Annotated in this window: 21 protein-coding genes; 6 read left to right on the plus strand and 15 right to left on the minus strand. The window is 59.1% G+C overall.

Annotated features, from left to right (window positions below; all coding sequences use genetic code 11):
• Positions 1-101: 101 nt before the first annotated feature.
• The 13 genes from E4A48_RS15060 to aceE all read right to left on the minus strand — a co-directional run bounded on the left by E4A48_RS15060 (position 102) and on the right by aceE (position 14,283).
• On the minus strand, positions 102-728 hold the full coding sequence (locus tag E4A48_RS15060; protein ID WP_142742697.1) for a hypothetical protein: 627 nt from the start codon (positions 726-728) through the stop codon (positions 102-104).
• 147 nt (positions 729-875) lie between these two features.
• A complete protein-coding gene (locus tag E4A48_RS15065) occupies positions 876-1,610 on the minus strand; it encodes an immunity 52 family protein (RefSeq protein WP_260607967.1) in 735 nt (244 codons plus the stop codon).
• The gene (locus E4A48_RS15070; RefSeq protein WP_142742698.1) at positions 1,607-2,320 is read right to left on the minus strand and encodes a Tox-REase-5 domain-containing protein; all 714 of its coding nucleotides are present in this window, start codon (positions 2,318-2,320) and stop codon (positions 1,607-1,609) included. The genes E4A48_RS15065 and E4A48_RS15070 overlap by 4 nt, the downstream gene beginning before the upstream one ends.
• A 1-nt stretch (position 2,321) precedes the next feature.
• Entirely contained in the window at positions 2,322-2,678 is a 357-nt protein-coding gene (locus E4A48_RS15075) for a hypothetical protein (RefSeq protein ID WP_260607968.1), read from the minus strand.
• Positions 2,665-3,102, minus strand: coding sequence for a DUF4123 domain-containing protein (locus tag E4A48_RS15080; RefSeq protein ID WP_142742699.1), 438 nt, complete (start codon positions 3,100-3,102; stop codon positions 2,665-2,667). Before E4A48_RS15080 ends, E4A48_RS15075 begins: the two co-directional genes overlap by 14 nt.
• Positions 3,103-3,105: 3 nt before the next feature.
• Entirely contained in the window at positions 3,106-3,513 is a 408-nt protein-coding gene (locus E4A48_RS15085; RefSeq protein ID WP_142742700.1) for a PAAR domain-containing protein, read from the minus strand.
• A gap of 280 nt (positions 3,514-3,793) precedes the next feature.
• Positions 3,794-4,393 carry an XAC0095 family protein gene (locus E4A48_RS15090; protein WP_142742701.1) on the minus strand — a complete coding sequence of 200 codons (600 nt, stop codon included), beginning with the start codon at positions 4,391-4,393 and terminating at the stop codon, positions 3,794-3,796.
• A 275-nt stretch (positions 4,394-4,668) separates the two neighbouring features.
• Positions 4,669-5,529, minus strand: a complete 861-nt coding sequence (locus tag E4A48_RS15100) for an HNH endonuclease (RefSeq protein ID WP_142742702.1) — start codon at positions 5,527-5,529, stop codon at positions 4,669-4,671.
• Between the two features lie 5 nt (positions 5,530-5,534).
• Complete coding sequence (locus E4A48_RS15105) at positions 5,535-7,070, minus strand: AAA family ATPase (RefSeq protein WP_142742703.1); 1,536 nt, start codon at positions 7,068-7,070, stop codon at positions 5,535-5,537.
• Positions 7,071-7,174: 104 nt separating this feature from the next.
• A complete protein-coding gene (locus tag E4A48_RS15110) occupies positions 7,175-7,387 on the minus strand; it encodes a type II toxin-antitoxin system HicB family antitoxin (protein ID WP_142742704.1) in 213 nt (70 codons plus the stop codon).
• 823 nt (positions 7,388-8,210) lie between these two features.
• A complete protein-coding gene (gene drt3b / locus E4A48_RS15115; protein ID WP_142742705.1) occupies positions 8,211-10,184 on the minus strand; it encodes an antiviral reverse transcriptase Drt3b in 1,974 nt (657 codons plus the stop codon).
• Entirely contained in the window at positions 10,177-11,499 is a 1,323-nt protein-coding gene (drt3a, locus tag E4A48_RS21630) for an antiviral reverse transcriptase Drt3a (protein ID WP_142742706.1), read from the minus strand. Before drt3a ends, drt3b begins: the two co-directional genes overlap by 8 nt.
• 93 nt (positions 11,500-11,592) lie before the next feature.
• Positions 11,593-14,283 carry a pyruvate dehydrogenase (acetyl-transferring), homodimeric type gene (aceE, locus tag E4A48_RS15125; protein ID WP_142742707.1) on the minus strand — a complete coding sequence of 897 codons (2,691 nt, stop codon included), beginning with the start codon at positions 14,281-14,283 and terminating at the stop codon, positions 11,593-11,595.
• A gap of 217 nt (positions 14,284-14,500) precedes the next feature.
• On the opposite strand from aceE, the gene E4A48_RS15130 reads away from it, so the two are divergent.
• From E4A48_RS15130 to E4A48_RS15165, 6 genes are all read left to right on the plus strand, one after another.
• The gene (locus E4A48_RS15130) at positions 14,501-16,459 is read left to right on the plus strand and encodes a SpoIIE family protein phosphatase (RefSeq protein ID WP_409976343.1); all 1,959 of its coding nucleotides are present in this window, start codon (positions 14,501-14,503) and stop codon (positions 16,457-16,459) included.
• On the plus strand, positions 16,456-16,896 hold the full coding sequence (locus E4A48_RS15135) for an ATP-binding protein (protein WP_039008100.1): 441 nt from the start codon (positions 16,456-16,458) through the stop codon (positions 16,894-16,896). Before E4A48_RS15130 ends, E4A48_RS15135 begins: the two co-directional genes overlap by 4 nt.
• Positions 16,893-17,279 carry an STAS domain-containing protein gene (locus E4A48_RS15140; protein WP_039008103.1) on the plus strand — a complete coding sequence of 129 codons (387 nt, stop codon included), beginning with the start codon at positions 16,893-16,895 and terminating at the stop codon, positions 17,277-17,279. Before E4A48_RS15135 ends, E4A48_RS15140 begins: the two co-directional genes overlap by 4 nt.
• 263 nt (positions 17,280-17,542) lie before the next feature.
• Entirely contained in the window at positions 17,543-17,812 is a 270-nt protein-coding gene (locus E4A48_RS15150) for a hypothetical protein (protein ID WP_139119979.1), read from the plus strand.
• A gap of 9 nt (positions 17,813-17,821) precedes the next feature.
• The gene (locus E4A48_RS15155; protein WP_142742708.1) at positions 17,822-18,805 is read left to right on the plus strand and encodes a radical SAM protein; all 984 of its coding nucleotides are present in this window, start codon (positions 17,822-17,824) and stop codon (positions 18,803-18,805) included.
• Between the two features lie 292 nt (positions 18,806-19,097).
• Positions 19,098-19,544 (plus strand): hypothetical protein, encoded by a 447-nt coding sequence (locus tag E4A48_RS15165; protein WP_080763459.1) that lies wholly within the window; start codon positions 19,098-19,100, stop codon positions 19,542-19,544.
• A 128-nt stretch (positions 19,545-19,672) separates the two neighbouring features.
• Here the strand turns inward: E4A48_RS15165 and E4A48_RS15170 are convergent, their stop codons facing one another.
• The gene (locus E4A48_RS15170; protein WP_080763460.1) at positions 19,673-20,311 is read right to left on the minus strand and encodes a YceI family protein; all 639 of its coding nucleotides are present in this window, start codon (positions 20,309-20,311) and stop codon (positions 19,673-19,675) included.
• Between the two features lie 91 nt (positions 20,312-20,402).
• Positions 20,403-20,993 (minus strand): malonic semialdehyde reductase, encoded by a 591-nt coding sequence (locus tag E4A48_RS15175; protein ID WP_039008104.1) that lies wholly within the window; start codon positions 20,991-20,993, stop codon positions 20,403-20,405.
• Between the last annotated feature and the right edge of the window lie 127 nt (positions 20,994-21,120).

A 21,120-nucleotide genomic window follows, 5' to 3' on the forward strand; every position in this document is an offset into this window, starting at 1 on the left:
AACACTCAATCTCACAGGAGTCGATTTTTCGCTTGTTCCACCTCGAGCTGGATTCATTACCTCAGCTTACCTCACGACCAAGCAGTCATGATGACTACTATCTACTCGATCCTCTCGATGTTTCGGCTGATGGGGAGTGGCGGGCTTATCGATATCAGCAGTATATGCTCACTGGCCAGCTCCACCAGCTCCTCCCCGGAGCCAGGCAGTCGCGGTTCAAATGTGTTTCCCCCAGCCGATACAAAGGGATGGTCGCCGTCGAACTCCAGCAGCATCATGGCTAGCGTGTCCCGTCCTGGATCAAAAATTTCGCGGTCCAGGAAGCGAATGAACTCCGGACCCGGCCGGTATTGCGCGCAGCACCACGTGCTTGATGCTGCATCAAAGCACTGCCAATCGGTCAGCGCTATCCCGTGGCACTCAAGCATTGCAACTGCCTGGGCCACTGTTTGATCGTGTATGACGGGTACATCGTTCGGCAGCGCACGCGCCGCGACGTGGGCGGCAATCAGATCGCCGGTCGTACGCCACGTGGGATCGAAGTCAAAATGCCGTTCTGAAAGCCGACCCAGGCTGAAGTGGAGATCCCGTAGTGCTATTTCAGGTACATCACGACCTACGGCGGGGATCACCCACCCTTCGTCCAAGAGGCGTTGTTCGAGCTTCTTCCAGTCAGGTGCTGGCAAATGCGGATGCTTTGGAAAAATAAAGTCGTGATGTCCTGACACGGAGTGCCTCCAAGATCATGCTGTTTTTCGCTACTCGGCTCACGCGCTACGGCCATTCCCGCAAGGCGCAACAAGGGCTCTCACCACACTAAAACAGCGACGCGTCGCGGTTCTGAAACCCGCGGCATACCGTGCGGTCAACCGTCCCTAGAACGTCGGATCGGTCACCGCAAGCAAGCCCAGGTCGTTCATGTCCATCTCGATCTGGTTGGCGCGCTTGATGTGCTCCTTGTTCGCCAAGTCGAACGGTTCGTTCACCGCAACGATGATCGATCCACCCTTTGCAGGGATGATGTCGGCAGCTAGTGGTAGTTGTTCTTTTGTTACCACTTTTGGTACGTACGACATCCACCCCAAACATCGCCTGTGGGGAAATGTCGCGTACTTAGTGCGGTAAGTCACCGGAATAGCCGCACTGGAAACCCGGTCCTTGACGTCTGCGAACGCATACTCCACGTCTTCTTCTTTCAACAATTCCAGAAAAATCCTGGTTACCACAGATGTTGTCGCGCTTCCGAATGCAGCGTCAGGCTTGGTAATCATCAATGTAATCCGACCGATAGCCGGCATGTAGGTCAGTTCCACTAGACCTGGGGTTCGCTTCGGTTTGTTGTCGCTGGCGAGGTGAACCTCGGCGCCTTTGGTCAGATTTGGAAACCGCTCTAAGCTCTGCCTCATTCGCTCGGTCATCCGGTGTATCGTCAGCGTACGGTCAGAGAATTCAGCAGCCTTCTGTTCGGGGGTATTTATTTGACCATACCATTCCGTTATTCCGGGCACAACATTGGAGATTCGCTTTGCAAGAGAATCTATACGATCATACGCGGACTCAACATCAAGCCCTATTGAAGGAACATCCATGTAAATGATTGAGTTTATCATGCTTCCACCATCGGTAGCCAAGGAGTGTGAATGCAGCGTACGGAGGCCGGTAGATTCGATTGTGCCCATGACCATAGCTCAATCTGCAAGAAATGCCATTCGAGGCTAGCCTGAGGACGCGCATCATTGATGGCGCTATTCTGACTTGCGGATTCCTGAATCATCTCGGGAAACATTTTTATCGCAGGGAAGCCTTTATTCGGTTCATTGTCTTCATCTAAAAACTGCTTGTACTGCCCCTTTGCATCAACAACCGTGCATTTATCCCTCCAGAAACCATCGAACCATACGCCGCTGTAAAGCCATTCCGTTAGATTCAGCTGTTCGGGATTTGGCTGAGGCACTCCTTTTACCGCGTTGATGGCGCGCGCAGCGAGGGAAAAATCAAAGTCACCGAGCGGCTGGCCGGTGTCTTTGTCGCAGTAGACGAATCTCTCCGGACTAGCGTTCATATTTGCGATGTAAAGCTGGTAGTCCCAGTTGATCTTGTTTTGCTTGCGAATGGCACGACGCGGCTTGGCGGGCAGCAACACGCCAGTGTGCAACTTGCATTGGTTGCACTGCGTCTCGTCCTTCTCGCCGGCGCAATCGCCTTCTTTGGTTTGCTCCTGGGGAATCGCCTGGGCCAACCTGCGGAGCTTTTCGGCGTTGATCAGGCCCCTGACCACTTCGCCAAGCAGCCGGCCACCGGCGGGGATTGCGGTTGCCATGTCAGTTGCTCCAGTTGGTCTGCGCAAGCAGGATCGACAGCATGTCCTCTGCCGCCAGGCTTGGGGCTTGGGCGGTGCGGATCTTCAATACCAGGGCCGGGTTCCGGCGCAGCACGCCATCGCACGACGCATCCAGTTTGACCCAGTGCACCAGCGTCGGGATGCGGGTGATGTGCAGTTCGTACGCGGCGAAGTCGTATGACGTTCGGGTGGCTTCGAGTAACTGCACGTCGGTGAGGTGGGCCACATCCTTGGGAACATCGCGGCGGATCTCCTTCGCCAGGCGCTGGGTAAAGCCCTCGGGCTCTGGCAAGCGTAGCAATGCTTCCTGCTCAGCAGTTAATTCAATGCTGGGCATTCGAACACCATCCCTGGCGGGTGCGCCACTCCGTAAAGGGGGCAATGATCGAGCAGAATTGTTCTTCTGTCAGCACTTTTTGCAACTGCCCCATCACGCGCGGGTCGTAAAAGCGCAGCAGCGCGCTTGACCCGTCGGACAGTTTCATATCCAGCAACGACTGCAGGTGCGTGAATACCGCCTCAAAGCCAACCGACGCGGCCAGATAGGTGACGCACGGCGCGCAGGTGCCGTCGAGCGCGTTGAGCCAGCCGTGGAGCGCGTTGCTGTGATCCACCTGCACTAGCCAGGGGCCAGCGTGAGCGTGTTTGGCTTCGGGTTGGCCCTGGAACAACGCGCGGTGCGGTAATTGCTCCGCGTAGAAACGCAGGGTTTTGGCCGCATCGTGGCGGACGGCGCAATCGACAATGACGTAGCGGTGCATGGCTCAACGCACCAGAAAGGCCGCGCCCTTCCTGGCGGCGGCACGCAGGCACTCTTCGCACACTGCGGTGGTCGCTGGCTCGGCAATCGAGGCGGCGGAAGATGCTTGCGGCACGGCGGATAGTGCGGCGCTCGCGACTGCCGCCCCTGCATCGATCAAGACATGAGACTGTCGATGGGCAAGAACCTGGCAGCCGCATGCCAATCTGTCGCCATGGCGCGCCACAGGCTGCCCCTCGACGATGAGCGTGGGGTCGCCGGAAACGATGGGGAACGCGCCCTTGTGCAGCTGGCAGTTTGCCATGTCGCCCACCCGAGCAACGGGCCTGCCGTCGATGTCGGTTTCCATCGAGCCGCTGACGACGCTGCCGCCACCGCTTGTCATGTCGCCCACCACGATCAGTGACCGCATCGCATCACTCCCTGACGTTACAGATAGCGCAACTTCGCCTGTACGGAAATACCATACTACCCTGCCATGGCTCAAGCCCGAGCAGCGCGCCTTGGCGCTCGCCAAGGCGTCGGTGAGACACAAATCACACTGCGCGCGCCCCCGGTGGGGAGCGCCGCGCCGTTGCGACGCGGCCGGGGTCCGCTTGCACTGACGCTCGCTGCCTCCCAGGGCCGGCCCCGCACCACGAGGCCAGCCCGCTCCAGCGACGCATCCCGGCCTCATGCCACCCAGGCCGCGATCAATGCAGCCGCCCGCCTCCCGCAGGCGGCGCGCTCCCCTCCACCGCATAGACCGCCCGCTCCTCGCCTACGCCGTTGGACGTGGGTTCGCGCAGCGGGTGGCGCTCGATCTGCAGCAGCAGCGCCCGCATCGCGTTCGCTGCCTCGCAGAGCGTGTCGCCCACCGCTGGCAATGCCTGGCCGGCGCGCGCGGTTGCATCGCCGGCCGCCACCACCCGGGCATGGGCCGAGACGGTCTCGGCCAGCAGGTTGAGCTGATCGAGTTGCGCCAGCGTGACGCGGAAGGCGCCGCCGGCCGCGTCCGGCGCCACCTCGATGGGGGCATCGGGCCAGGCGCCGTGCGTCGGGTCGGTCCGCTGCGCGGGATAGGACAGCGCGTCCAGCACCAGCTCCACCTGGTCGGCCAACAGCTCCAGACAGACCGCCAGCTCGCCCATGCGCACCTTGGGCTCGGCGGCACGCTCCTCGTCCGGCGTGCGCGGCTGCGCCAGCCGGACCAGGAACCTCACGTGATCGCGCAGCTTGACCAGCCGGAACTGGCTCTCCTCCGGAAGGAAATAGCCGGGCATGGTTTCATCGTCCAAACGGTCGTACGCCATCGTTGCCTCCTCGTTCCATGAAGGGTCCGCCCGCCAGGCATGGCGGACGGGAAGTCGGGAGGTTCGAAACCGCACACAGCCGGCGGGCGTATTCCCCCGAAGGGTGTTGTATTAGCCGCCCTCCCGACGCAGGCATCGCGTCGGCTTGCGCCCGAGGATCGGGCACAAAAAACCCACCGGTTTGTCGGAGGTGGGTACCGCTGTGTGGGGAGTTTCGACGCTCCTTGATGTATAGAGTGCTACCGCGATGCGTGGCCTGTCAATAGCGAAAAGCATCAAATCACTGGCGCAGTGCAATACCAACTGTCGTCCGCAAGTGCATTGTAAAATGCAGACTGCCACGAGTTGACGCAGTTTCGAGCATGCCCTTTTGCCTGCAGCCGAAGTATTATTTCAATGCCCATGAATTGACCAGCCGCCCTTAGATCTGCGACGGTTTCGTTGACCGATACGAGTTCACACGCCGCCTCGATTGCGAATCGCTTAGCCAGATGATGGGCGGCAAAGTGCGCTTCGACCCTGGCTTTCATCGCGCTTGGCCAAAGCGCAGGAGGATCCACATAAAACTCAATACTCATTGTAGGCGCACGTAATAGCCTAGCCCGTAACCAAGGCTGATTAAAAAAGACCGGACTATCGAAATAGGGATGAAGTGTCTGGGTAGTTTTATTTACAGCATAATCCCTTCCTTTCTTGGACTGGCAGTCCCTGCAAGAAGGAACGAGATTTGCCACCGAAACAGAGAACTGAGGAAATCTTGATTTTGGTAGATAGTGGTCCAGGGTCGTCGCCTGCCCCAGGCTACAATATGGGCACTTCTTATACGGAGGCGACAGAAGGATCTGGTCATAGTGATCTCGCGCAGCCTGACGTTGACCAACCATATTGACCTCATATAGATCCTTAAGATCTTTTCGGGTCAACGCCACTCGCACAACATCTTTCAATCGAGATTTTACAGCAGGAATGAGATACAGATTTGAGGCCCGCGCTAAAATCTCATAGTTAGCGTTTTCAACTTGCAGCCCAGCCAATGCCGCATTGTAGTTGCCCGCTTTTACAAGATCACTTACGCCTGCGACGCAGCTTTTGTACACATCGGAAAATGTCTTGCTATAGATATCCACCTGACGCATAAAAATTACCCTTCATCACGCGACCGGATCATAGACATCAGAATGGCCTGACCTTCCATGCCAAGCTCCCTCCCATATTGATCCATGATTTCTGCGAACCCCCCTCCTCTGGCAACCGATTCAGCCAAGAGTGCGTGAAACCCTGACTTAGATACTTCAAACTTAAAAACCTCTCGCGTTAACACGCCTATGTTTTCACCGAAAGTCTCGATTGAAGGCCTATCCACATCACTGATCAGACGTGACCGCGATAGAATCCATGCGCATTGCCGAGGAATCTCCTGAAGCAATACTGGAGAATGAGTCGCAACGATTGCTACGGCGTTTTCAGAGGAAAGAAGCTGAGATAGTGCTCGCGTGAAAGCAGAAAGAAGCGGAGGGTGTAGATGACTCTCTGGCTCGTCAATGAGAACAAGAGTTTTCTCCCCTACGGACTCGACAAGCTTCGTCATGATGAGCAGTACAATCGCATGTCCAGAGCTCATTTTTTCATGGAAAAACTCTACGACTTTAGATTCATGTTCACGCTTTACTTCAGAAAGTGCTGAAAGCCCCATTTCCGCAAAGTTGGGGTCGGACTCAAGAATAGAAATGCACCTCAACCACTGGCCGCTCTTTTTTTCTTGGCTCATGCAAACCATCAGACTTTCAAAGAAGTCCTTAGCCAGATTCTTCATGTCGCGCGGGGTTGAATTGTTTTCGCTACTCGTATTGTCTTTCAACCCTATATAAGAGTACCGAATCCCCGCATCTCGCTGCATATTGTTTGGCGGCGGATTGAATGGATCAAAGGCGCTGAACGAGACGGAAACTATGCCGCTAAAGTATTTTTCATCTATGGGCGTCACAGACCAGCCGACATGTCCGAAAAATCGACCATCCTCAGCGGAACCAGGCGACAGCACTAGAGCACCAGCGATCATTCCATTTAAAATCTTTGTCTTTCCAACACCGTTCCTACCAATAAGCACGTGAATGTTGGAGGGAGGCTTGGACTCTGGTGCAACCTGAAACCTAAGCGATACTCCAGATAGCAGATCACTTGGTTCGCGAATAAACTCAAAATCGTATGCAGTCAGCGCAGCCATCCCGGCCAAGATTCTGGCAAACTGCTGCTCAATGACGGCAACACTTACTGTCCTAGTCAGCGAATCAACAAATACCTTTTGCTCGTACGCCACCAACCTACGCTGAGGAAGCGCAGCTAGATCACCGAGGCGCTCGAGCCAAATCGGCGAAAAATTCGGCAACCCTCTTATCGTTTCATAGTACTGAGTACTTTGCCCAATAGAAAAGAACTCAGACGGCAATGCCTCGAAGCTTTGAGGAATCTTCTCTGACGTCCAACCATGCACCTGCCCTTGGTACCCGATCTTAACCTCACCAATTTCTAGATAGTTGCCAGATGAGTCATAGAAGGCAAGCCTAAACATCGTTTTGAAAGAATAGTCATCCCAACCATCCTCTCTCAAAGTAAAACAACCCTTAAGTCCTGACGGACTGGATGCCGAACGCCCAATTTTTAAGAATCTAACATCCATACCGCATTGATTCCTTAAAATTTTCGATAGATTCAAACCACATAAGCTAGATCAATACTATTATTTCTTGTTATGCGCGTTTATAGCGCACGGACCCTAACCCATTACATCGCCACATCCACATACTCGATCTGACTCGACGGCAGCGGAATCGCTCCCCCATCCTCGCGCATACCCGCCAGATGTAGTTCGATCACTCCGCGGATCAACCCTTCCACCTCTGTTGCACTCTCGCCCGTAGCCACACAACCCGGTAGATCAGGCACGTAGGCAGAGTAGTTGTTACGCGTTTTCTCAATAACGAGGGCATAGCGCATGGCGATTACCTGTTCAGGCCAACCAGTTTCAGGATACTATTCAGGGCGCAAGGAGCACATCATCGCTCGGCTTCCCAGCTACTGTCACGCGGCCTCGTAGACAGGATGTTTGAGATGGCCTGGCCGACTTGCTGCCTACCTGTGCCCCCTGAGCTGTTGCAGCAGGTCGCGGATTTCCGGGACGCGCAGTCCTTGCGAAAGCGGGACCGGCCAAATGAAGACCTCGAACCAGCGGGACGGAGGTAATTAATCCCCCTTCGTCCCGGTATGTGCACGGCGCGCGACTGGGCGTTAGCACGTTCTTCCATTGTCTGAGAGTGTGGCTCTCCCAGGCGTACTCCTGCGTGAGGTGCCGCCATACCGCGTCTTCGCCTTCTGGTGCTTGGCTATTTGCATAGCCAAGTGCCGCAGGCCTGAGCCCAATCTGCAGTTCCCCGCCAAGGCTCAGATGGACCTCGTGCGGCCTGAACATGGGAGCTGTCGGCTTAATTACCTCCGTACCCTTTGCTCCTGGCCCACACACTGACCATGGCCGCCCACTAATAAGTCAATCTAACCTCGCTATTTCAAAAAGAAGCAGGCCACAAGGAGCTTGTGTGTGTGGCTTCTGCAGCAAACATCACTGCAGCAGTCTCTTGTCTCGGTATGACTGTCGTGTCATGGACTTGAGACACCATATCGCATCCCCTTTAACCTGCCGGCCAGTCCAGAAAACGGATTCGCCTGCCGGTCCGACTCGAAGCTGCATTCTGAGCGTCCCACCTACCGATCCAACCATAGGCAGACGGATCAATGCTCCCGTGGCCTGCGCTGTGATTATTCATCAATCGTACGCAAGGCGCAACTCGCCCTTTCTAAGTAGCGCTCTCAGTCGACGCAGGTCTCCCGAAGTAGCATTCCAATCCGTAAAGTGAACTGACTTTGATAGCTTAGTTAGCTCGCCCCTTGCCTCAGCATCTGTAATCGCATTAGGTGAGAACAGCCGCAGTGAGACGAACTTATAAAGATTAGCCCGCACAGAGACATCCAAGTATGGGCAAACCAAAATATCAAGCAACAAATAGGCAACTGAAGCGTCATTAAGATTGAGCGCCGATGGAGCTTGGAGTGAAGCAATAACTTCATCCGCTAAACGAAGCTTAAGCTTTTTCAGGCTAGGTCTGTCGGCGCAGAGAAAGATGCCTAGCACAAACTTGAGATATTCAACCCCATCACCATTGGAATTGACATGCCTCGATAACACAGCATCGATGTCGATACCCTCTAATCCGCGCCCGTCCGACGACACAAGTTGAACCGCGACTACAGCGTTTACGATGTCGATTAAGGTTGCTGACTTCCATATTCCCATCGCTTTTCTGACGACATACAGCATTTGAAGCTCAACAAAGGATCTACCCAGCTTACCCACTTCACAAATTGCAGCAATCTCAAGAAATACCCGAGCAATCTTATTAGAAGTGGATGATCTCACATCTGCAACATAGAAAAATTCAGCCACCCTAATTATCTTGGCGAGATACCTTTGGATACTTGCGGAATTTTCATTCTGAAGTATTCCCTTACTCGCAGCAAGACTAGAGTAAGTAGCATTTAATCCTCTACCAATGACCGCAAGCGCTGGCGCTGCAAGCCCTGAGTACTCAACGCCGTGCTGCTTCGCAATCGCTCGTATCCGCCGAATCAGCTTATCAGCACTCTCCGCATCCAATGGTGCTACCGCATCGCTCACAGGCACAATGCCTTCAGCCCCCACTTCCACAGACTTGAGTGAAATGAGTCGCCGTAGTCCCACCAGAATATTTGCGCATAGATCATTTACCTCAAGACGTGCGACGCTCAGCGCGGAGACTAGTGGACGGTGTTCGAGCTTCCTCTTTCCCTCATTTAGATAGAGGTTGAACTTAGCAAGTTCCTCAGCAATTACCGCTTCCGCAGATATCGCCGCGTCCTCAGATGCAGCAAATATGAAGTAATCATCCATATAACGTTTTACTTCGACATCACCCGACAGACGGCTAGTCACTCGCACATCAACGCCCTGGAGGACAACCTCACAAAATATTCTACTAAATTCCGGCCCCACGATTATGCCACTAGTCTCACCCCAGTTTGCATCTCTCATCAGGGTATCGAAGGCATCCTCAAAGTACGTGACTTTCCTCCTCGATTTTTGCTCTTTCGCAAACTGCTTTCCACGAACTGCCCACGCAACCGAATGCGTATAAATTGAAGCAAAACACTTCGATATATCAATTCGCAAAAGATATACATATCGCTGCTCAAGCCTTATGAACTCCTCTGAGTCGAAGAACTTATAGACCTGCGAATATTTTCGATATGCGAAGTACGATGATGCAAATTCAGATTGCGGGTTAAAATCCACATCATCCAGCTCCACCTCACTAGACTCAGAATCGTCTTTATATCTTGACTCAAAAAATCGACTGGCTGGACGAAGCGGGTATCGAAGTGAAAATGAACTTCGCGAACAGAGTTGTGAAATAAATCCATCATACTGGCGATAGAAGTTCACCACTTTACTCTGCACAGCAGGATGGATAAGTGCTAGCTCTCTTGTACCAGCAGGGCGCTTAGAGATGGAAAATTTGCACGGCATTGTCTCACTCCCGTGCTCCAATAATTTCTCAACCAGCTTATGAGCGCCACCGTTAGATTGCAGGCGTATATATAGCAAATAGTTACTAAAGTAGATTGGGAGCTCATAGGGAAGCGCGTCTGTTAGAATGACTCGGGCGACATGCTTTCTCGATAAGCCCTTCTTCATCTTAGACATTTCGCCAACACTCCGTTATAATCCCGATCTCGTCACGCGAGAGCTTCACTCTTCGACGAGAGAAGTATCCGCAAAGAAAATCGTATTTGAACGCCTGCTTCGCCAAGGAGGGGGGTTGTGGCCGCAACTTTAAACTAAATCGAATGGATCCATGAAGAAAATCATTTAATGACGTAAGACTTCCACCCTCCGAAGCATCTTGCTCCCTAGCCAGACTATATTCGGAATGAGTGTAAGCCAAGCCAGTTGACAGCCCTCTATTGCCACTCTCTGAGATCAGCTGGAGATTGCCTACAATGTAGTTCAAGCGCTTTAAATAGAGCTCAAAGTTACCTGTTTTTGCATATGCCCTGGATGAAATAAAGATCCGCGATTTGATCTTTTTAATCTTCTGATTTGAGAGAAGTACTTTTACCACATTAGCGCCAGAGATCGCGTTTCTGCTATTAAATTGAAATGAGTAGCCGAGATACTCCATAAAGCAAGTTTCCAGCTTGCACTCACATCTCTTAATGCACGGACAGAAGACCCCATGATTACAGCCAGCGGAACAGTCGCAGGCGACTGTAATGTGATTTGTCTTCGACACATTCAACTTTAGGCGAGACGTCCTAACAACACTCCGAACTTTCGCAAACAGGTCAGACCGAATCTCGCTCGAGATCACTACAATGTCGTCTACATAGCGAGCTACTAAATATACACCGGGGAGAGATCTAATCTCTCTCTCCAAGTCGGACAAGTAAATCTCTGCCAGAGTACTACTGATCGCGAGCCCTCGCGGCAGTCCTTTTCGGCTCTCGTATCCAGCTTGAGCCTCTAGCGTTAAAAACAGCCGAGAAAGTAACGAGACCGTCTGAAATGAGACAACCCCGTCAGCCACTAGGCGTCTTAGCATGACTGACTTTGGGATGCTTTCAAAGCAAGACTTGATGTCCACCCTGAGAATTGACTTCTGTGTACTCTCTTGAATAGCCTGTCGTATAGTGCTTACCAAGGCAGATCTATTTGGGTTCTTTATACCGTAGGCCCTTCGAATGTTCTCATTGATGCGCCTAAGCACTAGAACCTCGTTCAGACTCTTGGTCGAAGCTATTTGCCGAAACTTCCGCCCTTTCTTAACTTTTGCAACCTTAACCCGATCGAATGAGAATTTCTCATCTGAGAGATTGCGCTCAAGCTCGGCGAGAAAGACCTCCCAATCCGCTCTGGTTCTAGGGACCTTTCCCTCGTCCGCACTTAGTCCGAACTGCCTACGATGTCGCCGCATCCATCCCAGATTTTTTGCGGTGAACTCCTGCGTGGGTGCGGTCATATCGTCGCTCCTTCGATTTATCCATTCCCTATTCTGATAAAAAAATAAGGGCGGCACTAGGGCCGCCCTTACCTTCGCTAATTTTAGACAGGCTCAAACCCCAACCGGATTAGCCTTCTCCGCATCAATCTTGTACTGCTTGATCGCCCGAGCCACATCCTTCCCGGTCATCTTGCCATCCTTCGCCAGCGCCGCAATCGCGGCATGCGCGATGTAGTACCGGTCCACTTCGAAGAAGCGGCGCAGGTTCGCACGCGTATCCGAGCGGCCGAAGCCATCGGTACCCAGCACGGTGTAATGCGTCGGCACAAACGCGCGGATCTGGTCAGCAAAGGCCCGCACATAGTCCGTTGCCGCAATCACCGGGCCCTGGCGGCCTTCCAGCAGCTGGGTGACGTACGGTTTGCGCTGCTCGCCTTCCGGATGCAGGCGGTTCCAGCGCTCGGCGTCGAAGCCGTCGCGGCGCAGTTCGTTGAAGCTGGGGCAGGACCAGATGTCGGCGGTGACGCCGAAGTCCTTGTCCAGCAGCTCCGCCGCGGCGATGGCTTCGCGCAGGATGGTGCCCGAGCCGAGCAGCTGCACGCGCAGTTCGCCCTTCTTGGGCTTGCCGGCGTCGGTCAGCAGGTACATGCCCTTGATGATGCCTTCTTCTGCACCGGCCGGCATTTCCGGGTGGGTGTAGTTTTCGTTCATCAGGGTGATGTAGTAGTACTCGTCCACCTGCTCTTGCATCATCCGCTTCATGCCGTACTGCATGACCACGGTGACCTCGAAGCCGAAGGTGGGGTCGTAGCTGCGCACGTTGGGGATGGAGCCGGCGATGACCTGGCTGAAGCCGTCTTCGTGCTGCAGGCCTTCACCATTCAACGTGGTGCGGCCGGCGGTGCCACCGAGCAGGAAGCCGCGGGTGCGCATGTCCGCGGCCTGCCAGGCGATGTCGCCCACGCGCTGGAAGCCGAACATGGAGTAGTAGATGTAGAACGGCAGCATCGGCACGTTGCTGACCGAGTAGCTGGTGCCGGCGGCCAGCCACGAGGAGATGGCGCCGGGCTCGCTGATGCCCTGCTGCAGCACCTGGCCGGACTGGTCCTCGCGGTAGAACATCAGCTGGTCCGCGTCCACCGGCTTGTACTTCTGGCCGAACGGGGCGTAGATGCCGATCTGGCGGAACATGCCTTCCATGCCGAAGGTGCGCGCTTCGTCGGCCACGATGGGCACGATGCGCGGGCCCAGGTCCTTGTCGCGCAGGGCGATGTTGAGGCTCTGCACGAAGGCCATGGTGGTGGAGTAGCTGCGCTCGCCGCTGGACTTGAGCAGGCGGTCGTACTTGTCCAGGCCGGGCACGGTGAACGATTGGTCGGCCTTGCGGCGGCGCTGCGGCAGGTGGCCGCCGAGCGCGGCGCGGCGTTCCTGAAGGTACTGCACTTCCGGCGAGTCCGGGCCGGGGTGGTAGAACGGCACCTGTTCGGCGTCGGCCAGTTGCTTGTCGCTGAGCGGGATGTTGAAGCGGTCGCGGAACGCGCGCACGGCGTCGTCGTCCAGCTTCTTGGTCTGGTGGGTGGGGTTGAGCGATTCGCCCGAGGAGCCCATGCCGTAGCCCTTGACGGTCTTGGCCAGGATCACGGTGGGCATGCCGGTGGTGTTCACCGCCTGGTGGTAGGCGGCGTAGACCTTGTGCGGGTCGTGGCCGCCGCGGTTCAGGCGCCAGATGTCGTCGTCGGACAGGCCGGCAACCATGGCCGCGGTTTCCGGGTATTTGCCGAAGAAGTTGGCGCGGGTGTAGGCGCCGCCGAAGGCCTTGCAGTTCTGGTATTCGCCGTCGACGGTTTCCATCATCAGCTTGCGCAGCACGCCGTCGGTGTCGCGCGCCAGCAGCGCGTCCCAGTAGCCGCCCCACAGCAGCTTGATGACGTTCCAGCCGCCGCCGCGGAACACGCCTTCCAGTTCCTGGATGATCTTGCCGTTGCCGCGCACCGGGCCGTCCAGGCGCTGCAGGTTGCAGTTCACCACGAAGATCAGGTTATCCAGGCCTTCGCGGCCGGCCAGGGCGATGGCACCCAGGGTTTCCGGCTCGTCGCTCTCGCCGTCTCCGATGAAGCACCACACCTTGCGGTCGGACTTCTGGATCAGGCCGCGGTGCTCCAGGTATTTCATGAACTGCGCCTGGTAGATGGCGCTGAGCGGGCCCAGGCCCATCGACACGGTGGGGGTCTGCCAGAAGTCCGGCATCAGCCACGGGTGCGGGTAGGAGGAGATGCCCTGGCCGTCCACTTCCATGCGGAAGTGGTCGAGCTGGGTCTCGTTGATGCGGCCTTCGAGGAAGGCGCGGGCGTAGATGCCCGGGGCGCTGTGGCCCTGGATGTAGAGCAGGTCGCCGGGGTGCTTGTCGGACGGGGCGCGCCAGAAATGGTTGAAGCCCACGTCGTACAGGGTGGCGGCCGAGGCGAAGGAGGCGATGTGGCCGCCCAGGTCGCCGGGCTTGCGGTTGGCGCGGACCACGGTGGCCATGGCGTTCCAGCGGATGATCGAGCGGATCTTCCACTCGATGGCCGCATCGCCCGGGCTCTTGGCCTCGTTGGCGGGCGCGATGGTGTTGACGTACTCGGTGGTCGGCGAGAACGGCAGGTAGGCGCCGGAGCGGCGGGTCAGTTCGACCATGTCCTCCAGCAGCTGATGCGCGCGCTCGGGGCCTGCGACATCGATGACGGCCTTGAGCGATTCGATCCACTCCTGGGTCTCAGTGGGGTTCGGATCGTTCTGCAGCACCTCGTTCAACCAGTTCATAGCGCTCCCGTAGGTCGCACGCACGCGCGCGATTGCTTGTGTCTTTCGAAGCCTCCAAGTGTAGCGCAACCGCCCCCGCCGGACCTCGTACGCCAGCGTATGGAGCTGGCTGTCATAGTGGCCCGGGAGCGCGCGCCCCGGATGCGCGGCGGGGCGCGGCTGCGCTTATGATCGGGGCCGACTCCCGCGGAGCGCCGCCATCGCCGCCCTATCGTCAGTGCAGGACGCTTCAGTGGTGGCCTGGCGGCACAGCCTGCGCACGCGGCTGGTGCTGTGGGGCAGCCTGATCCAGGTGGCGCTGGTGGCCGGCCTGGCGCTGCTGTTCTACCTGGGCGCGCGCCAGGTGGTGCTGCGCAATGCGCGCGAGGAGGTGGCCGGGCTGGCCCAGCAGACCGCGCGCAGCCTGGATGCGACGCTGGGCTCGGTGCAGGTGAGCGGGCGCACGCTGGCCGCCGGCGCGTCCGCGGTCGGGCGCCAGCCGTTCAACCTGCGCAGCCTGCTGCACGCCACGCTGGAGGGCGACCCGGACATCGCCGGGGCGCTGCTGGTGATCGAGCCGGGCGCGCTGAAGGGCGACGACCGCGGCTTCGCCTGGCACCTACGGCGGGCCAACGGCGCCGTGACCGAGCAGCCGGCCGATGCGCTGGGCGACGACTACCGCACCATGCCCGGTTACCAACGCACGCTGGCGGCGCCGGCGCCGTGGTGGTCCGAGCCGTACAGCGACGCCTCCACCGGCGGCGATTACCTCACCACCTACAACCTGCCGCTGCGCCTGCCCGGCGACGGCGCGCAGGCGCGCGCGATCGGCATGGTCAGCGTGGACGTGCCGGTGAAGCGGCTGCAGGCGATCGTCGCCGAGCTGCCGGCCAACGCCGGGCTGCAGCCGATGCTGCTGTCGCCGGACGGGCTGTTCGTGCTGCACCCGGATCCGGCACTGCGCTTGCGCCGCACCCTGGAAACGCACGTGGCGCGCGCGCGGCCGGACCTGTCGCCGCTGGCCGCGGCGGTGGTCACGCACATGCCGGTGCGCTTTGCCCACACCGCACCGGACGGCGAGCGCTACCTGACCCAGAGCGCGGCGGTCGGCGACACCGGCTGGACCTTCGCGCTGAGCGTGTCCGAACGCTACATCGTGGCCGGGCTCAACCGCATCGCGCTGTGGGTGGGGCTGGGCGGCGGCACTGCGCTGCTGCTGTGGTTGGGGCTGCTGCATCGCTACACCGCGCGGCTGGCGCGGCCGATCGAGGACCTGACCAACTCGGCCGGGCATTTCAGCCAGGGCGAGTTCGACTATCCGCTGCGGCATGTGGAGCGGCAGGATGAGGTGGGGGTGATGGCGCGCGCCTTCGACCGCGCGCGCGGCTCGATCAAGCTGCAGTTGGAGGAGATCGCCACGCTGGCGCAGGCGCGGCAGCGGATGCAGAGCGAGCTGTCGATCGCGCGCGACATCCAGCAGGCGATGCTGCCCGGCGGGCGCACCTTCGACAGCGCGCACAAGCATCTGGAAACCTACGCGCTGCTGGAACCGGCGACGATGGTCGGCGGCGATTTCTACCAGTTCTTCGAGACCGAGCCGGGGCTGCTGTGGTTCGTGGTCGGCGACGTGTCCGACAAGGGCGTGCCGGCGGCGCTGTTCATGGCGCGGGCGATGACCGTGCTGGAGGTGGCCGCACGCCGCCACACCCGGCCGGACGCGATCCTGATCGCGGCCTCGCAGCGCATGGTCGAGGGCAACGACACCTGCATGTTCGCCACCGTGCTGTGCGGCCTGATCGACGTGCACAGCGGCGACTACTGGCTGTCCAGCGCCGGCCACGAGCCGCCGGTGCTGCTCGGCGCCGACGGCCACGCGCAGTTGCTGGCGGTGGAATCGGGGCCGCCGCTGGGGATCGAGCCGCAGACGCGCTACCCCGTGGTGCGCGGGCGCCTGGCCGCCGGCGCCACGCTGCTGAGTTATACCGACGGCATCACCGAGGCGATGGACGCGCACGCGCAGGCCTACGGCCCCGAGCGGCTGCTGGCCGCGCTGGAGGCCGGCATCGACGCCCAGGCGCAGTGCGCGCGGGTGCTGGCCGAGGTCCATGCGTTCACTGCGGCCGCAGCGCAGTCCGACGACATTACCTTGCTGGCGATCCGGTTGCGCCAGGATCCGACGCGGGAAGGAGCACCATGAAACTGCGGCTGCAGATGGTGCCGGCACTGGACACGCTGGCGCAGCTGAGCGACACGCTGGAGGCCGCGCTGCTGCGCCACGGCGTGGTCCTGGATCACGTGAACCGGGCGCGGCTGATCGTGGAGGAACTGGCCTGCAACACGCTTGAGCACGGCCACCTGAGCAGCGAACAGCCGCCGGTGGAAGTGCTGTTGCAGGTGGACAGCGGCGCGCTGGTGCTGGAATTCCACGACAGCGGCCCGGCCTTCGACCTGCGCGCGGCGCCGGCGCCGGATCTGGACGCGGACATCGCGCAGCGCCCGATCGGCGGCCTCGGCCTGCACCTGGTGCGGCAGTTCGCCGACCACATCGATTACCGTCACGATGCCGGCCGCAACGTCGTGCGCATTACCCTGCTGCATCCCTTCGACCCCATCCCCCAGGAGTTCACCGCATGAGCACGTTGAGCCTGCAGATCGACCCCACGCAGGACCGGCGCCAGCGCATCACCCTCAGCGGGCGCCTGGACACGCATACCTACCAGGCCCTGGACGAGGCGCTGGGGCCGTTGCTGGCCACGCAGATCACCACCCTGGTGCTGGACCTGTCGAACCTGGACTACATCAGCAGCGCCGGCATCCGCTCGATCTTCAAGGCGCGCAAGGTGCTGGCTACGCGCGAGGGCCGGGTGCTGGTGGTCAACCCGCAGCCGCAGATCCGCAAGGTGTTCGACGTGGTCAAGGCGGTGCCGTTGAACGAGATCTTCACCTCGGTGCAGGAACTGGACGACTACCTGGACGAGATGCAGCGGCGGGTGCTGGAGGACGGCGACGGCGGCTGACAGCTGCTGGAAGACGCACTGCACGATTTCCAAGCGCCGGACGGCGACGCGTTTACTGAGATCGCCTGCGAATCGGCGCGCGCGGATGATGCGCAAGTTTGACTAGAGCCGCCAAGGGGCCAAGTGCCATCGCAACTCCACACCGGCGCACAGATGCGGGCCGTAGACACACCATATATCTGTGATTTTCATCACAAAAATAGCATGATTTGTATTTTATAGATTTGCTCACCCCTCGACGGATCTCGACAGGCTGCTTGCACATGGATAAGGCATTTCACCAGATCGATCCCCGCGGCATCACCCTGAACCCGGACGGATCGCTCAACTTCGCCAACCATCGATTGCGCGCTGCGGCGATCGCTTCAGCGACAGCCGGGGCCATCCGCCCCATGAGCGAAAATGCCGGAACGTGCACCAACTCCGGCACCTGCTCTTCCACGAATTACACCTGCAACAACACCGGCGACTGCTCCAAGGCGTCCAATGTCGGCGCTTGTAGAGCCGGCGGCCAGCCTTCGCCGAACGGTTGAGACAGCACGATGCTGAGCGAATCCACCATCGCCGAAGCGCTTTCTCCGCGCATCCTGTCCCTCATCCTGCTGCCGACCGAAAAATGCAATTTCCGCTGCACCTATTGCTATGAAGACTTTGCAATAGGACGTATGCAACCGAGCGTGGTCCGCGGCATCAAGGCGTTGATCACTCATCGCGTCCCTCACCTGGATCGGCTCAACATCTCCTGGTTCGGGGGGGAACCACTCCTGGCGCGTGATGTTGTCCTGGATATCGGTCAACACGCAAACGCAGTGTGCGCACAACACGGCGTTGCGTTCAGCGCCGGCTTTACCACCAATGGCTACCTGCTCGAGCCGGCTCTGCTGCAGAGGTTTACTGAGCTGCAGCACCGCGAGTTCCAGATCACGCTGGACGGTGACGCGCAATGGCACGACAAGACACGGATCACCGCCAACAAAGGCGCCACGTTCGAGAAACTATGGTCGAACCTCATCGCCTACCGGTCGCTATCGGCAAATTTCGCTATCTCGCTGCGGCTGCACCTGCATCAGGACAACATCGAATCTGTACGGCGCCTGTATTCCAGCCTGCATCGCGAGCTATTGAGCGACCCACGGTTTTCTGTTTACTTCCACAAGGTTTCCAATCTGAGCGCGGGCGGCACGATCGGGGAAAAGATATTGCCGCGCGACCGCTACCTTGAAGCGATCGCCTACATCACTTCGTGCGTCGATTGCTGCAAAAACGACGAACGCCCAATGTCGGAAGAGCATCTGGATGGATATATCTGCTATGCGGCAAAACCGAACTCGCTGATGATCCGTGCCAATGGCAAGATCGGCAAATGCACGGTTGCACTGAACGATGATCGCAACGACCTCGGACAACTCCACGCCGACGGCACCATCGACATCGAAAACGACAAGCTGCGTCGCTGGATGAGCGGATTTTCCGACCTATCCGAACGCACGCTCGGCTGTCCGCTTTCCACCTTGGCCAGCACGTGAGATACGTCCCATGCCAATCCGCATAGATCCGGACAAGATCTCAATAGGCAAGCATGGAGACGTGCTGTTCGATGGATCACACCCATCCAGCGCTGCCGCCATCGAAGCACTGGCAGCACGGCGCTTCGGTACGCTCGCCACCAATGAGGTCTGCAACGGTACAAATCCCGCATGCACCAATACGAAAGACTGCTCATTGGGCAGCAATACCAACTGCAATAACAAAGGCTCCTGCTTCACTCCCAACCCTGGCCCTGGCCAGGGCTGACGCGCAAACTCCAGGTGGATCGCCATGACAACCCATACGAACGACAGCCGCCGTCACTTCCTGCTCGGCACCGCTGCCACCGCAATCGCGGCGATTGTCCCTGCCGCGGCTGCGGCGACCGCGGCCACCGATGCCAGAGCGACACAGGCGGCGGCGCCTCTCGGTCGCGCCCTCCCCGAAACGCAGACCTTCGCCGTGCAGGTGCTCGGCGACCTACGGCAGCTGTCGACCGACCTGCAGCTGATTCCCGGGCAGCTCTCCGAGCCGCTCGCGCTCAAGGGCAACGGCACCTACCGGGTGAAGATCAGCCCCACCGACATCAGCACGCGCTTCGGGCCGATCTACCGGCTGACCCTCGCCGACGCGCAGGGCATGCCGCTGGAAGAGATGAACATCGGCAGCGACACCACCGCCACCTTTACCCGCTACGGCGTGCAGGTCTACGCACTGTCGATCGAACAGGCGATGTAAGCGGCCGCCGTCGCAGCGCAAGACAACCGGCCCGAAACGCGAACGCCCGCCGGATGGCGGGCGTTCGGTATTCAATGCGGCGGACGGCGACGCATCAGGCGCCGCCATCGCCGCGACCGCCGTCAGGCTTACTTCGCCTCCTGCAGCGCCTCGGTGGTGATGCGGATCCTGACCTCGTCACTGACGTTCGGCACGTATGCGGCCAAGCCGAAATCGCTGCGCTTGATCGTGGTGGTGGCGTCGAAGCCCAGCGCCGGCACCTTCTTCATCGGGTGCGGACCGGCGCCGTTGAGGGTCACCGCCAGCACCACCGGTTTGGTCGTGCCCTTGATGGTCAGGTCGCCGGCCACGCTCAGCTTGTTGGCGCCGGCGGCGGTCACCTTGGTGCTCTTGAAGGTGGCGGTCGGGAACTTGGCGGCGTCGAAGAAGTCGGCGCTCTTCAGGTGTTCGTCGAACTTGGCGGTGAAGCTGTTGAGGCCGGACAGCGGCAGGGTCACCTGGACGCTGGACTTGGCCACGTTCTCGGCGTTGTAGACCAGGGTGCCGTCGACGTCGCCGAAGTGCGCGCTGGGGTTGGAGAAGCCGAGGTGGCTCCACTGCACCAGCACGTCGGTGTGCGCCGGGTCCAGCTTGTAGGTGCCGGTGGTGCCCTTGATTGCGGCGGCGGCAGCGGCGGCCGGCGCGGCGAAGGCGCTGGTCGCGGGCTGGGCAACGACGACGGCCAGGGCCAGAGCGAGCGGGAGCAGCAGTTTGCGGGTCTTGTTCATGAGCAGGAACTCCGGGTGATGGGGCGGTTGGGCAGGCCTGCGGCAGGCACAGGCATGCAGTGGGACACGGGCGGACCAGACGCGGCCAGACTCACTCGATGCGGGCCGCCTCGTCGAAACTCAGCCGCGGCAGGCGCGGGAACAGGCCGGCGGGATCGCCGTAGCCCAGGTTGACCAGGAAGTTGGACTTGATCGCGGTGCCGGCGAAGAAGGCGGCATCGACCTTGGCGTTGTCGAAGCCGGACATCGGGCCGGCATCCAGGCCCAGCGCACGCGCGGCCAGGATCAGGTAGGCGCCCTGCAAACTGCCGTTGCGGAACGCCGATTCGCTGCGGCCTTCGCGCGGGCCATCGAACCAGCTCTTGGCATCGGCATGCGGGAACAGGTACGGCAGCTTCTCGTGGAAGTCCTCGTCGTGGGCGACGATGACCGTCACCGGCGCGGCCAGGGTCTTGGTCAGGTTGCCTTCGGACAGCGCCGGCTTGAGCTTGTCCTTGCCCGCGGCCGAGGTCACGAACACAAAGCGTGCCGGGCTGCCGTTGGCTGCGGTCGGACCCCACTTCAGCAATTCGTACAGGGCGCGTACGGTGTCTTCGCCGACCGGCGTGTCGCGGAAGGCATTCTGGGTGCGGGCGGTGCGGAACAGTTGATCCAGGGCGGCATCGTGCAGAACGTCGGACATGCGGAAGTACCTGTTGTCGTCGGGGGAAGGCCGATACCCAACCACGGTGGGCGGTTTCGACGCAAGACAGCCAGTGTAGAGTGGCACGATAGCCGCAACACCCAGCCGCAATGCAACGGATTACTAC

This window comes from Xanthomonas translucens pv. cerealis (assembly GCF_006838285.1).
Lineage (GTDB): Bacteria > Pseudomonadota > Gammaproteobacteria > Xanthomonadales > Xanthomonadaceae > Xanthomonas_A > Xanthomonas_A cerealis.